The following is a 14,098-nucleotide window of genomic DNA, read 5'->3' as shown; positions in this document are numbered from 1 at the left end:
ATTTATCCCCGATGGGCGCGTAGCGGCCGCTTGATCTACATCCAGCAAGCGGGGCCTGCTGCGCAGTCGATCGGGGATGAATCCCCTCGCTACAAGTCGGCATTTCAGATTGACCTGGAGTGTGCAAACTCTGCCTTTGATTCGCGCATGAAGCTCGTATAGGGTGGCGCTTTTATCCTCCAGGGAAGTTGGCCATGCTGCGGCTGAGTGCGCTTTATCGTTACCCGTTGAAATCCGGCCAAGGCGAAGAGCTGCAACGCAGCGAGCTGGACAGGCTGGGCCTGGCGGGTGATCGACGCTGGATGCTGGTGGATGAAGCCAGTGGCCGTTTCTTGACCCAGCGTGCCGAAGCGAAGATGAGCCAGCTGTCGGCGTTGTGGAATGCCGGCGGCGGTTTGACCCTTAGAGCCCCCCAGCAAGGTTCGATCGACATTCCGTTGCCTGGCGAAGACGCCGAACTTCGCGGCGTGACGATCTGGCGCGACACCTTGCGCGTGCCCGACGCCGGCGCAGACGCGGCGCGTTTCGTCAGCGAGTTTCTTGGCAAGCCGACGCGTCTGGTGCAAATGCCATTGGAGCGGGCGCGAACCACGCAATCAGGTTTCGGCAAGGACGAAGACCAGGTGGCGTTCGCCGATGGCTATCCGTTGCTGTTGATCGGCGAAGCCTCCCGGTTGGACTTGTCGGAGAAAGTCGGGCGGTCGTTGGAGATGCTGCGTTTCCGCCCGAATCTGGTTATCGAGGGGAGTGCGGCCTACGCCGAGGATAACTGGAAGCGTATTCGCATCGGCGACGTTGAATTTCGCGTGGTCAAGCCGTGTGCGCGTTGCATCATGACCACCGTCGATCCACAAACCGGCGAGCGCAGCGCTGATCGCGAGCCGTTTGCGACGTTGCAAAAACTCCGCGCCACGGCGGATGGCGCGATGTTCGGCCAGAACCTGGTCAACGATAGCAACGGTTACCTCGAGGTCGGCATGCCGGTAGAGATCCTCGAGTAAGCGGACGCCGAAACGAAAATGCCCGTGTCGTTGGACACGGGCATTTTTTTGCGCAAGGAAAATCCGCAGGATCAGCCGCGGTACTCGCACAGATAAGCGGTATCGACCGCGACTTTCAGCTGGAACTTGCTGTTGGCCGGTACGTTGAACTGGCTGCCAGCAGCGAAGGTTTCCCAATCAGTGCTGTCCGGCAGTTTGACGGTCAGGGCGCCGGAGACCACATGCATGATTTCACGCTGGCTGGTGCCGAATTCGTATTCGCCCGGGGCCATGACGCCGATAGTCGCGGGACCCTCAGCAGTGCCAAAGGCGATCGACTTGACGGTGCCGTCGAAGTACTCGTTGACTTTAAACATGGGCGATTCCTCGAAAAGGGCTTAAAAGGGGGCGGCCAGTATGCACAAGGCTTGCAACCTCGTCACGTCCCTAAAGCGGCAGCACCAGCGGCAATAAACGCGCGGTATTGCGTGCGTCCTCCAGCGCCCGATGTTGCTGCCCTGAGAACTGCATGCCAGCCAGTTGCAATGCGCCGTTGAGACCTAACGGCCGCTCCAGGCGGCGGGCCTTGGCGAAGCGTTGCTTGAGGTTCATGTGCGGCACGCGGCTCAAGCCGCTGTCGATGTGCAGGCGCTGCCACTCCTGAAGCAATTGCTTGCGATCGTAATCGCCCCAACTGGCCCAGCCTTCGAGCCGAGGTTGATGTTGTGCGAGCCAGCGTTCGAACGCCGGCCAGACCTCGGTCAGTGGCTGCGCTGAATCGATATTGGCCTGGGTGATGTGCGTCAGCTCCCGACAGAACGATGTCAGCAGCGGGCGCCGTGTCGGTTTGACGAAGCGCTGGAAGTGATCCTGCTCGCGCCCGGTGCGGTCAACCAGCGTCGCACCGATTTCGATAATTTCCATTTCCGTGACCGGCCAGCCACCTTCATCGGTAGTGGCTTCCAGATCTATGACCAGCCAATGGGGCATCGCAGGGTTCCTGATTTCCGCGTTCTGATTCATCAGAGCGTAGTCAAACCCCGCGCTTGTGTCTGGGCGACTACTCGACCTGCAACAGAACCTGACGATTTTTTACCTGATCGCCGACCTTCACTTGCACCCGTTTGAGCACGCCATCGATGCCGGCCTTCAGCGGATGCTCCATTTTCATTGCCTCCAGCACCACCAGCAACTGGCCTTTGCTGACCGTACTGCCTTCGCTGACCAGGACGTCGACAATCGCGCCGTCCATCGGTGCTTTCAGGGTGCCGGAAGCGACGCTGGTCTGACTGTCGATCCGCGCATGAGTTCGATCCTCCAGGCGCAGGCTGCCGGGATGGGTGAACAGCCAAACCTGCTCGGCGTCCAGCCGATAGGCATGACGTTGACGCAGGCCGTCGATCTCCAGGTTCACCGACTGCGCGCTGTGGTTGATAACGTTGACTTCCAGCCTGCGCTCGCCAACGTGTACTTCGAATTTCCCCGATGTGCGTGCCAGCAGTTCCAGCGTCCAGTTCTGCTCTTCACTGCCCAAACGATAATGCAACGGCACGCTGGCGTTGTTGCGCCAGCCGCTCAGCGCTGCACGATGGGGCAGGGCGCTGGCCTGATAAAACAACACCGCAGCAACCGCCAGTTGCTCTGCCGTCGGCACAAATGCGTTCAGGCAGGCATGGCTTGAGAAATGTTGCTGGATGAAAGCGGTGCTGAATTGCCCGTCAATGAATTGCGGATGTTGCAGCAGCGCTTCGAGCAAGCGTTGATTGCTTTGGACGCCCAGCAGCACCGTATCCTGTACCGCGCGCAACAACTTGCGCCGCGCCTCTGCACGGGTGGCACCGTAGGCAATGAGTTTGCCGAGCAGCGGATCGTAGAACGGACTGACTGACTGGCCTTCCAGCAGACCGTGATCGATCCGCGCGCCGTGTCCCAGCGCCGGTTCCCAGGCCACGATGCGCCCGGTCTGCGGAAGAAAATCCGTTGCGGGATCTTCGGCGTAGAGGCGTACTTCCATGGCATGGCCATCGAGGCGAATCTGCTCCTGCCTCAAGGGGAGCGGCTGACCTTCGGCAACTCGCAGTTGCCAAGCGACCAGATCCAGTCCGGTGATCAACTCCGTTACCGGATGCTCGACCTGCAGGCGGGTATTCATTTCCAGAAAATAGAATTGCCCGCGCGCGTCGAGCAAAAATTCCACGGTGCCTGCGCCCACGTAATTGACTGCGCGACCGGCCTTCAGCGCCGCTTCGCCCATGGCCAGACGCAACTCGGCGGTCATCACCGGGCAGGGCGCTTCCTCGATGATTTTCTGATGGCGGCGCTGGATCGAACAATCGCGCTCGCCGAGATAGACGAGGTTGCCCTGTTGGTCACCGAACAGCTGCACCTCGACATGGCGCGGTTCGATCAAGGCTTGTTCAAGAATCAGTTCGTCACTGCCAAACCCGTTCAGCGCTTCGGAACGCGCGGTGCGCAGTTGCGCCGGCAGATCGCTGGCGTCGTGCACCAGACGCATACCGCGTCCGCCGCCACCGGCGCTGGCCTTGATCATCAGCGGATAACCAATGCGTTCGGCTTCATCGAGCAACGTGGCGTCGTCCTGCGCTGCGCCCTGGTAACCGGCGATGCATGGCACGCCGGCGTCGAGCATGGCGATTTTCGACAGGCGTTTGCTGCCCATCAGTTCGATGGCTTCAATGCTGGGGCCGATGAAGATCAGGCCGGCCTCCGCGCAGGCACGGGCGAAACCGGCGTTTTCCGAGAGAAAACCATAACCGGGATGGATCGCATCGGCGCCGCTGCGGCGGGCCGCGTCGAGAATCGCCGGGATATTCAAGTAGGATTGCTGCACCGGCGCCGGGCCGATGCGCACGGCTTGATCGGCCATTTGCACATGCAGCGCATCGGCGTCAGCGTCGCTGTAAACGGCGACGGTGCGGTAGCCAAGCGCCTGGGCGGTACGCTGGATGCGGCAGGCGATTTCACCGCGGTTGGCGATCAGGATTTTGTGGATGGCGGGCATGGTGGGGTTCCTGAAATTTGGCGGTGAATGTGATGGCCTCTTCGCGAGCAGGCTCACTCCCACAGGTTTGTGAGCGACGCAAATTCCTTGTGGGAGCTAGCCCTGCTAGCGAAGCTTTTAGGTGGCCCACCGCGGTTTACGCTTTTGCACAAAAGCCAATGTGCCCTCGATCCCTTCCTCGCCGATCACCGCTTCGCTGAACCACTGAGCGGCGTCATCGAGCAGCTCAGTCGACGGCTGCCCGGCACTCGCCAGCAACAATTTCTTGGTCATCGCATTCGCCTGCGGCGCGCAGCGCAGCACTTGCTGCAACACCTCATCCAGCCGCTCGGCCAGCGCCTGCGCATCCTGCTCGACGAAATGCACCAGGCCCAGCCGATGCGCCTCATGGCCGTCGAAACGTGCCGCCGTCAGAGCCAATCGGCGGGCTTGAGTCAGTCCAAGGCGCTGCACTACGAAAGGTGTGATCTGCGCCGGGATCAGACCAAGGCTGGTTTCCGGCAAGCCGAACTGCGCCTTGTGATCGGCGACTGCGATATCACTGACACACGCCAGACCGAACCCGCCGCCGAGCACCGCGCCTTGCAGCAGCGTAATCAAGACTTGCGGCGCGTGTTGCGCTTCTTCCAGCAGCGCGCCAAACGCACGGTTCAGTTCGCGGTAGGCGTGGGCACCCTGCGCCCGCGCATCGGCCATGTCCTTGATGTCGCCGCCGGCACAGAAATGCCCGCCCGCACCGCTGAGGACCAGTGCCCGCACAGAGCGATCGTCGCTGATCGAAGCCAACACCGCGCGCAATTCGCTGACCATCTGCAGGCTCATCGCATTACGGCTGTCCGGGCGGTTGAGGGTGATGTGCAGCACGCCGCCATGGGGTTCGAGCAGCAGCGTCTGGCAATCGGGCAAGCGGCTCATTTCTTTTTCCCCGGCAGGATGCCCATCAGTTTGCAGATGATCCCCAGCATGATTTCGTCGGCGCCGCCGCCAATCGACACCAGCCGCACGTCACGGTAAGCGCGGGCTACCGGGTTGTCCCACATGAACCCCATGCCGCCCCAATATTGCAGGCAGCTGTCGCTGACTTCGCGGCCCAGACGTCCGGCCTTGAGCTTGGCCATCGACGCCAGCCGCGTGACGTCCTGGCCTTTGATGTATTGCTCGGTGGCCTGATAGACCAGCGCGCGCAGGCATTCGATTTCGGTCTGCAACTCCGCGAGGCGAAAGTGAATCACCTGGTTGTCGATCAGTGCATTGCCAAAGGTTTTGCGCTCCTTGCAGTACTCGATGGTGCTGTCGACGCAATATTCCAGACCCTTGATCATGTTCGCCGCGCCGAACAGGCGTTCTTCCTGAAACTGCAGCATCTGCATCATGAACCCCGCGCCTTCGTGGCCGACGCGGTTGCGCTGCGGCACGCGTACGTTGTCGAAGAACACCTGCGCGGTTTCCGAGCTGCGCATGCCGAGCTTGTCGAAATGCGAACTGAGGCTGATCCCCGGTGTGTTCATCGGCACCATGATCAGCGACTTATTGATGTGCGGCTTGTCGTCCGAGGTGTTCGCCAGCAGGCAGATGAAGTCGGCGCTCGGCGAGTTGGTGATCCACATTTTGCTGCCGTTGATCACGTAGTCACCGCCGTCCTTGCGCGCCGTGGTTTTCAGCCCGGCAACGTCGGAGCCGGCACCGACTTCAGACACGCCGATGCAACCGACCTGTTCGCCCGTGATCGCCGGGCGCAGGAATTCTTCGCGCAATTCGTCGGAGCCAAAACGCGCCAGCGCCGGTGTGCACATGTCGGTCTGCACGCCAATCGACATCGGAATGCCGCCGCAATGAACGGTGCCGAACTCTTCGGCAGCGACAATCGAATAACTGTAATCAAGGCCCATGCCGCCGAATTTTTCCGGTTTGGAAATACCCAGCAAACCAAGGTCGCCGGCCTTGCGGAAGATCTCATGGATGGGAAAGCGCCCGGCCTTTTCCCATTCCTCCACATGCGGATTGATCTCATGGGCGACGAACTGGCGGACCGTACGGCGCAGGGCTTCGTGTTCCGGGGTGCAGATCATTGTTATTGTTCTCCGTAGGATCCGTGGTGGTCAGAAGCGGCTGACGCCGAAGCTGTTGGGTTGCAAGGTGCGGATGTCGGCTTCATGGCAGATATCCAGCAGATAGCCGAGCAAGGTACGGGTGTCGCGCGGATCGATCAGGCCATCGTCCCAAAGATTGGCGCTGCCATAGAGCGCGGTGGACTGGCCGTCGAGCTTCTGTGCGGTCATTTGTTCGAGCATGTCGAGCATCTTATGATCCGGCACCAGTCCGTCCTTGAGCTGTTTGGCTTCGGTGACGATGCGCAGCACTTTACCGGCCTGGGCGCCGCCCATCACTGCGGTGCGGCTGTTCGGCCAGGCGAAGATGAAACGCGGATCGAGACCGCGTCCGCACATTGCATAATTGCCGGCGCCGTAGGAGCCGCCGACAACGATCGTCAGTTTAGCCACCCGTGCGTTGGCCACCGCTTGAATCAGCTTCGAGCCGTGTTTGATCACACCTTGCTGTTCCGATTCGGTGCCCACCATGAAACCGGTGGTGTTGTGGAAAAACAGCAGCGGCGTCTGGCTCTGGTCGCACAACTGGATGAATTGCGCAGCCTTGCTCGCGCCGTTCGGTGTGATCGGGCCGTTATTGCCAATGAACCCGCAGGCGCGCCCCTGAATCTTCAGTTGGCCACACACGGTTTGCTGATCGTATTCGCCTTTGAATTCGACGAAGCAGGATTCGTCGGCGATGCGCGCGATGATTTCGCGCACGTCATAGGGTTTTTTCGGATCGTCGGGGATGAGTCCGAGCAACTCTTCGATGGGGTAGAGCGGCTCTTTATATTGCGGCTCCGGCAGCCAGGGCAATTGCTCGTTCCATGGCAGCATGCGCAGGATTTCCCGCACCTGGCGCACAGCGTCGGCATCGTTCTCGGCGAGGTATTCAGCCGTCCCGGCAACCTGCGCATGCATCTGCGCACCGCCCAGCTCTTCGTCGGTGGCGACTTCTCCGGTCGCGGCTTTGAGCAGTGGCGGGCCGGCGAGAAACAGCTTGGCCTTGCCGCGCACGACCACCACGTAATCCGACAACCCCGGTTGATAGGCACCGCCAGCGGTGGCCGAACCATGTACCACGGTAATCTGCGGCAACCCCATCGCCGACATCCGCGCCTGATTAGCGAAGCTGCGCGCGCCTTCGACGAAAATGTCCGCGGCGTAATTGAGATTGGCGCCGCCGCTTTCGGCGAGGGTGATCATCGGCAGTTTGTTTTCGCGGGCTATCTGTTGCAGGCGCAGGGATTTTTTCAAGCCGCTCGGTGAGATGGTGCCGCCCTTGATCGCGCTGTTGTTCGCCACCACCATCGCCCGGATACCGCAGACGTAACCAATGCCCGCGATCAGCCCGCCACCGGCCGAGCTGCCGTCCTTGTCGTCGTGCAATTTGTAGCCGGCAAGGCTGGCCAGTTCAAGAAAAGGCGCACCGGGATCGAGTAACAGATTCAGGCGTTCGCGCGGCAGCAGTTGCCCGCGTTTGTCGAATTTCTCTTTAGCCCCGGCGGCTTTGTTCAGCAGGTTCTGTTCGAGTTGCTGCACTTGTTCGATGGCGGCGAGCATGGCCGCGCGGTTTCGTGCGAACGCTTCGCTGTGCGGGTCGAGTTGAGACTGGATCTGCGCCATGGTTATTCCTTGTCCTTGAGGACGTCGGGACGAAGCACATCCGGTAAATAGGCGCGGTGAAAACCGTTGAAGGATTCGCTGTGGCTGGCCTTGTGCAGGGGCCATGCACGGCTGCCGAGGCTGGCCGCACCGTCGATTTTCACCGTGCTGCCGCTGATGAACGCCGCCGCCGGGCTGAGCAGAAACACGATTGCCGCGCTGACTTCCGACTCGGTGCCGATACGCTTGAGCGGCACATGCTCGCGCAAGGTCGGGATCACGGCTTTGAACGCGCCCTCGTAAGTGTCCATGCCGCTGGATGCAATCCAGCCCGGCGCCACGGCGTTGACTCGCACTCCGGCATAACCCCATTCAAACGCGGCCGTCTTGGTGAAGTTGTCCATTCCCGAACGTGCTGCGCCCGAGTGGCCCATGCCGGGCATGCCGCCCCACATATCGGCGAGCATGTTGACGACGCTGCCGCCATGTTTGCTCATCGACTGGTTGAACACTTCGCGCGCCATCAAAAAGCCGCCGACCAGATTGGTGCGCAGCACGGTTTCAAAACCTTTCTGATTGATCGAGGCCAGCGGCGACGGGTATTGGCCGCCGGCGTTGTTGACCAGACCGTGGATGGGCCCGTGTTCGGCGACCAGCGTCTTGATCAATTGCTTGACCGCTTCTTCATCGCGGATATCGCAGGCCTGCCAGTGCGCGTGGCCGCCGTCCTCGGTAATTTCGGCGGCGACCTTTTCGAGTTTTTCCGGCTTGCGCCCGACCAGCAGCACCTTCGCGCCAAGCGCTGCCAGTTCATGCGCGGTGCAGCGGCCGATGCCGCTGCCGCCGCCGGTGACGATGATGGTCTGGCCGCTGAACAGATCGGCGCGGAAAATCGACGCGTAAGCCATGCACACCATCCTCTTTAATCGAGCTGTTCGGCGATGCTTTTTGGCACCGGAATCGGGATTTCCAGCAGTTGCTGGGCGAAGGCTTTGCCCTGCGGATCGATGCGCAGACTGGCCACGCCGCCACCGCCGAGGGCGTTTTCCAGGAGAAAGTTGAGGCTGTGGGTGCCGGGCAGATACCAGCGTTCGACGCGGCCGTGAATCGGGTCAAGCACGTGGCGCATCCACTCGACCATCACCTCTGGCGTCAGCGCTTCGGCGATCCACGGCAGGTATTCCGGCTGGCGCGGCAGCACACCGATGTTGCTGTGATTGCCTTTGTCGCCGGAACGCGCCACGGCCAGTTTCACCAGCGCCACGCTGGTGTCGGCACGGCCTTGCGGTTTTGGCGGTTGATGGGCAATCGGCAAGTCCTGGCTGTCGAGCGCCTGCACAGCGGGCAGGGCGCACGGATGGCGTTCACCGGCGAGGTCGACTTGCACGGTGCAGACACTTTTATCGATCAGAAAGGAGAACAGGCGAATCAATGGGTACACCGTCGGCCGGCCACCGACGATTCCGGTAAGCCCCGGCGCCATGCCGGTCGCGGCCTGGGCAATTTCCCTGGAGAACATCACCAGTGCCTGTTTGCTCGGATGACGCACGGCGAGTTTGATCACCACTTCGCGGCTGTCCTGGCGCTGGCCGTGGGGGCCGTAAGTGGCTTCGCTGCCGAGCAGTTCGATATTGGTTTCGGTGTAAGGCGCCCAACCGCGCTGGCTGAACATCTGCGCGGTCTTGTCGAGAATCGCCTGACTGACGCGGCGTGCCTTGGCCACCGCGTCGATGCCGGCGATCAGGCAACTCGCGGTGCAGCGGAAACCGTCCGGGTACGTGGCGCTGACCTTGTATTGGTCGGTCGGCGGCAGGCCCTTCGCGCCGTGCACATGCACGAGGTTTTTGCCTTGCTGCCGAAGTTTGACCTGGGTGAAATCACAAATCACATCCGGCAACAGGTACGCCTGCGGATCGCCAATCTCGTAGATCATCTGTTCGCCGACAGTCAGCGGCGTGATCAATCCGCCGGAGCCTTCAGGTTTGCTGACGACGAACTGGCCGTCGGCGCTGACCTCGACGATTGGAAACCCGATGTTTTCGTAATCCGGCACGTCGCGCCAATCGGTGAAATTGCCGCCGGTGCATTGCGCACCGCACTCGATGATGTGCCCGGCCAGCGCGGCTTGGGCGAGTTTGTCGTAGTCGTGCCATGCCCAGCCGAATTCGTGCATCAGCGCGGCGCTGACCACGGCGCTGTCGACGACCCGCCCGGTGATAACGATGTCGGCGCCCAGACGCAGGGCTTCTACGATGCCTGGCGCGCCAAGGTAGGCGTTGGTCGACACGCATATTGGCGGCAGCGGGGCGCCACTGAGCATTTCGCGAATGCCGCCGAGTTGTTTGAATTGCGGCTGCAGGTCGTCACCCAGCAGAACGGCGATTTTCAAGTCAATGCCGGCCTTGTCGCAGGCCGCTTGCAGGGCGGCGGCGCAGGCTTGCGGATTGACCCCGCCGGCATTGCTGATGACGCGAATGTTCTGCTCCGCCAGTTGCGGCAGCAAGGGTGTGAGGATGTCGATGAAGTCCCCGGCGAACCCCGCCTGCGGGTCCTTCATGCGTGCGCCGGCCATGATCGACAGAGTGATCTCGGCGAGGTAATCGAACACCAGATAATCCAGCTTGCCGCCGTCTACCAACTGCGCGGCGGCGGTCGATGTATCTCCCCAGAATGCGCTGGCGCATCCGATGCGAACCGTGGTGGACATTTTGATCTCCGACTCAGCAACCTGCGGCAGAAGTGTCTGGAGGCTACCAAGCAAGCGCTTGGTTTGTAAACAGTTGAAATTATCTTCTGCCCAAGCGCTTGCTTGGTTGCCGCTGGCGGCTTAAATTGCGCGCAACCCTGCGGTTTCGGGGGGCAACAGACTGATCGACTGTAGGAGAGAACGGGTGAACGAGCAAAAAGCCCTGGGCGTCATGCGCGAACTGGTCGACAGCGGTCAGTTGACCGACCCCGACAGCGCCCGTGGCAAATTGCTGCAAGTGGCGGCCCACCTGTTCCGCAACAAGGGTTACGAACGCACCACGGTGCGCGACCTGGCCGGAGCAGTGGGGATTCAGTCGGGAAGCATTTTTCATCACTTCAAAAGCAAGGACGAAATCCTCCGGGCGGTGATGGAGGAGACCATTCGTTACAACACCGCGTTGATGCGCGCTGCGCTGGCCGACGCCGGCAATGTGCGCGAGCGGGTGCTGGCGCTGATTCGGTGTGAATTGCAGTCGATCATGGGCGGTAGCGGCGAAGCCATGGCGGTGCTGGTTTACGAATGGCGTTCGTTGTCTGAAGAAGGCCAGGCCAAAGTGCTGGCCTTGCGCGACATCTATGAAGATATCTGGCTGCAAGTACTCGGCGAAGCGAAGGACGCCGGGTTCATTCGCGGCGACGTATTTATTACCCGACGTTTCCTCACTGGCGCGCTGTCCTGGACCACCACCTGGTTCCGTGCCGGCGGCAGTTTGAGCCTCGATCAATTGGCCGACGAGGCGCTGATTCTGGTCCTCGAAGAGCGCTGAAGCGCTTTCTATCCGGCCGGGAAACTGGCTAACTGGGCGAAACCGCCTAGCTTGAATGCATTGATCGTTATTTTTTCGGGGAGTGGGGTGTTTTGAAGTCTTCGCCAATTCGGACGGCTGCGGGGGTTTTCCTCGTGGTGCTGGCTGCATTTTGGGTATTGCCCGCTCAAGCAGCGCAATTGGTCCGGGTCGGCGCTGCGCATTTTCCGCCTTACACGATTCGCCCGGAAAACGGTGCCGATACGGGATTACTGCCGCAATTGATCGAGTCATTGAACCGGCTGCAGAGCGAATATCAGTTTGTTCTGGTGCCGACTTCGATTCCGCGACGTTTCGGTGATTTCAAGCAAGGCCGGATCGACATGGCGATTTTCGAAAACCCGGAGTGGGGCTGGAAGAACATCCCTCACAGCGATGTCGACATGGGCCTGGAAGATGCCGAGATTTTCGTCGCGCAGCGCGAGCCCGGTCGTCAGGAGCAATATTTCGCCGATCTCAAAGGCAAGCGCCTGGCATTGTTCAGCGGTTATCACTACGAATTTGCCAACTTCAACGCCGACCCGAAATTCCTCGCGCAGAACTTCAAAGCCACGCTGACCTATTCCCACGACAGCAACCTGTTGATGGTGCTGCGCGGCCGTGCCGACATCGCTTTGGTGACCCGTTCATACCTGAGCGATTACCTGCTGCGCAACGAAAAAGTCCGCGACGAGTTGTTGGTGTCGCAGCGCACTGATCAGGTCTACCACCACTACGCCATTCTGCGTCCGACCGCGCCGATCACCGCAGAAGCGTTCGGCAAGTTGTTGCAAGGGCTGCGGGACAACGGCGAAATGCTGAAAATCTTCGACCCGTACAGGATTGCGGTGGTGCCGGTTCCTCAACGCTGAGGCAGCAATTTTTTGCTCGCGCCTAAATTTCCCCGTTCGGCTCACGTCACATCGACTAACTGTCGATGATTATCGTGAGCCCGACCCATGTCCAATCTGAATGACCTGACCGCCCTGGCTTTGCCTTCGGGCAGTGAATTGCTAGCCGACGCCACCGAAAGCCGTCTGAGCCTGAGCCTGGACGGGCAGCCGCTGATTCGCCTGCGTCTGGATCGTGAAGCCAAAGGGCCGATCCAGCTCGATGAGCGTTTTGCCTTGCCGCCCGGGCAAGCGTTGTGGGCGGCCTGCTATTGGCTGTTCGCCCGCGATCCGCAGTGTCAGCAATTGACCTGGCAACTGGATCAGCCGCCAACCGAGGCGTTGCTCAGTGGTTTGCTGGTGAACACCGAAGTAGCGGGCGAATATCGCTGCGAGCGCACGTTGTTCTGGCAATTGCCGCAACCGTGGCTTGGCACTGCGCTGACCGTCAGCTATCCGCAGCAGATGGTCATCAGCCAAGGCAAGCGCCATCCGCTGCGTGCGGTGAAGCCGCGTGGGGAAGTCTATCGGCGTTTCGATGCGCGTCTGGGTGCATGGATTTCGCTGCGCACGGTGGAAATCGAAGAGGATCTGCCGCGTTTCAATCGCTGGCAGAACAGCCCACGGGTCGCCAGTTTCTGGCAGGAGGAGGGCAGCATCGAAAAGCACCGCGAGTACTTGAGCAAACTCGATGCCGATCCGCACACGCTGACGTTGATCGGCTGTTTCGATGATCAGCCGTTTGCCTATTTCGAGGCGTATTGGGCCAAGGAAGACCGCATCGCGCCGTTCTACGATGCCGGCGATTACGACCGGGGCATTCACATGCTGGTGGGGGAAGAAGATCACCGCGGCCCGCACAAAGTCGCGAGCTGGTTATCGGCGCTGGTGCATTACCTGTTTCTGGATGATCCGCGGACCCAGCGAGTCGTCGCCGAGCCGCGTGCCGACAACGCGAAGATGATCGGCCATATGCACAATCAATGTTTCCACTGCGAAAAGGAATTCGACTTCCCGCACAAGCGTGCGGCGCTGATGATACTGGGGCGCGAGCGGTTTTTTGATCGGTGCAAATTGGCGTGATACCGCATAAACCAAAAAGATCGCAGCCTTCGGCAGCTCCTACTCGGGAACGCATTCCTCTGTAGGAGCTGCCGAAGGCTGCGATCTTTTTTTTATTGGACGACGCCGGCTCAGCGACGCCCCGCAATCACCACATCCCGACGACTGCCCGACACCTTGCGGCAGTGCACCAGAGCATCGCGAATCATGAAATTGACCAGGGTCGGCGACACGCCGAGTTCCTTGGCGATGTCCTTTTGCGGCACGCCGTGCAGACGGTACATCTCGAAGGCGTAACGCGTGCGGCTGGGCAGCTCGGTCAGCGCGTCGGCAATGTTTTCCAGGGTCGAGAAGTTGATGTGCGAGGTTTCCGGCGAAGCACCCTGAATAACCACGTTCAGCCCTTCCTCTTCAGGCCCGGAATATTTCTGCTCAAGCGCCTGTTTGCGGTAGTGATCGATGGCGAGGTTGCGCACGATCTGGAACAGGTAACTCAGTTGCGCCTTGATGGACGACGTGATCGGTGGTGCCGATTGCAGTCGGAAAAACGCATCCTGCACCACGTCTTCGGCGCGCGAACGGCAGCCCGTGATACGAGCTGCAATCTTGACCAGAATCAGTCGATTGTCGACGAATGCCTGAAGTAGCGGTGAATCGCACCTGCTTGTGGATACTTGTTCCGTCATGGAAATCACCTTGCTGCCAATTGGTTAGTGGGAGGCCTTTGGGGCAGGGCCGTCCTACACATCGAGCGACAAATTATGTTGAATGATAATGATTGTCAATTGAGAAAGAGAATTAATGATCCATGCCGGTGCATTGTGAGAACTGCGACACGTCGCCGCATCCCGGCCCCATTGGCGATCCAGCCTGGCGACTAATTATTTCCAGACTTCATCCGTTCTCATTGGTGAAT

The 14,098-nt window shown here is 60.4% G+C and carries 13 protein-coding genes; 4 read left to right on the top strand and 9 right to left on the bottom strand.

Annotated elements, in window-relative coordinates; all coding sequences use genetic code 11:
- The first annotated feature begins 194 nt into the window (after positions 1 to 194).
- Entirely contained in the window at positions 195 to 1,001 is an 807-nt protein-coding gene (locus EL257_RS18635) for an MOSC domain-containing protein (RefSeq protein ID WP_126365099.1), read from the top strand.
- A 71-nt stretch (positions 1,002 to 1,072) separates the two neighbouring features.
- On the opposite strand, the gene EL257_RS18630 is transcribed toward EL257_RS18635, so the two are convergent.
- The 8 genes from EL257_RS18630 to EL257_RS18595 all read right to left on the bottom strand — a co-directional run bounded on the left by EL257_RS18630 (position 1,073) and on the right by EL257_RS18595 (position 10,404).
- Entirely contained in the window at positions 1,073 to 1,357 is a 285-nt protein-coding gene (locus EL257_RS18630) for a pyrimidine/purine nucleoside phosphorylase (RefSeq protein WP_045058110.1), read from the bottom strand.
- A gap of 70 nt (positions 1,358 to 1,427) precedes the next feature.
- Positions 1,428 to 1,970 carry an exonuclease domain-containing protein gene (locus tag EL257_RS18625; RefSeq protein ID WP_126365097.1) on the bottom strand — a complete coding sequence of 181 codons (543 nt, stop codon included), beginning with the start codon at positions 1,968 to 1,970 and terminating at the stop codon, positions 1,428 to 1,430.
- Between the two features lie 70 nt (positions 1,971 to 2,040).
- The gene (locus tag EL257_RS18620) at positions 2,041 to 4,002 is read right to left on the bottom strand and encodes an acetyl/propionyl/methylcrotonyl-CoA carboxylase subunit alpha (protein ID WP_126365095.1); all 1,962 of its coding nucleotides are present in this window, start codon (positions 4,000 to 4,002) and stop codon (positions 2,041 to 2,043) included.
- A 117-nt stretch (positions 4,003 to 4,119) separates the two neighbouring features.
- Complete coding sequence (locus tag EL257_RS18615) at positions 4,120 to 4,917, bottom strand: enoyl-CoA hydratase/isomerase family protein (protein WP_126365093.1); 798 nt, start codon at positions 4,915 to 4,917, stop codon at positions 4,120 to 4,122.
- Complete coding sequence (gene atuD, locus EL257_RS18610; protein ID WP_126365091.1) at positions 4,914 to 6,071, bottom strand: citronellyl-CoA dehydrogenase; 1,158 nt, start codon at positions 6,069 to 6,071, stop codon at positions 4,914 to 4,916. The genes EL257_RS18615 and atuD overlap by 4 nt, the downstream gene beginning before the upstream one ends.
- A gap of 30 nt (positions 6,072 to 6,101) precedes the next feature.
- Positions 6,102 to 7,718: an acyl-CoA carboxylase subunit beta gene (locus EL257_RS18605; protein ID WP_126365089.1), complete on the bottom strand. Its 1,617-nt coding sequence runs from the start codon at positions 7,716 to 7,718 to the stop codon at positions 6,102 to 6,104.
- 2 nt (positions 7,719 to 7,720) lie between these two features.
- A complete protein-coding gene (locus EL257_RS18600; RefSeq protein ID WP_126365087.1) occupies positions 7,721 to 8,605 on the bottom strand; it encodes an SDR family oxidoreductase in 885 nt (294 codons plus the stop codon).
- Positions 8,606 to 8,619: 14 nt separating this feature from the next.
- Positions 8,620 to 10,404: an acyclic terpene utilization AtuA family protein gene (locus tag EL257_RS18595; RefSeq protein ID WP_126365085.1), complete on the bottom strand. Its 1,785-nt coding sequence runs from the start codon at positions 10,402 to 10,404 to the stop codon at positions 8,620 to 8,622.
- Between the two features lie 184 nt (positions 10,405 to 10,588).
- Between EL257_RS18595 and EL257_RS18590 the strand changes: the two genes are divergently transcribed.
- From EL257_RS18590 to EL257_RS18580, 3 genes are all read left to right on the top strand, one after another.
- A complete protein-coding gene (locus EL257_RS18590; protein ID WP_126365083.1) occupies positions 10,589 to 11,212 on the top strand; it encodes a TetR/AcrR family transcriptional regulator in 624 nt (207 codons plus the stop codon).
- A 92-nt stretch (positions 11,213 to 11,304) separates the two neighbouring features.
- Positions 11,305 to 12,102 carry a substrate-binding periplasmic protein gene (locus tag EL257_RS18585; RefSeq protein ID WP_126365081.1) on the top strand — a complete coding sequence of 266 codons (798 nt, stop codon included), beginning with the start codon at positions 11,305 to 11,307 and terminating at the stop codon, positions 12,100 to 12,102.
- Between the two features lie 87 nt (positions 12,103 to 12,189).
- Entirely contained in the window at positions 12,190 to 13,203 is a 1,014-nt protein-coding gene (locus EL257_RS18580) for a GNAT family N-acetyltransferase (protein ID WP_126365079.1), read from the top strand.
- Positions 13,204 to 13,313: 110 nt separating this feature from the next.
- Here the strand turns inward: EL257_RS18580 and EL257_RS18575 are convergent, their stop codons facing one another.
- On the bottom strand, positions 13,314 to 13,868 hold the full coding sequence (locus EL257_RS18575) for an RNA polymerase factor sigma-70 (RefSeq protein ID WP_034155198.1): 555 nt from the start codon (positions 13,866 to 13,868) through the stop codon (positions 13,314 to 13,316).
- Positions 13,869 to 14,098: the final 230 nt, after the last annotated feature.

The organism is Pseudomonas fluorescens, from assembly GCF_900636825.1.
Classification (GTDB): domain Bacteria; phylum Pseudomonadota; class Gammaproteobacteria; order Pseudomonadales; family Pseudomonadaceae; genus Aquipseudomonas; species Aquipseudomonas fluorescens_BG.
This window is presented reverse-complemented; position numbering and strand designations above follow the sequence as displayed.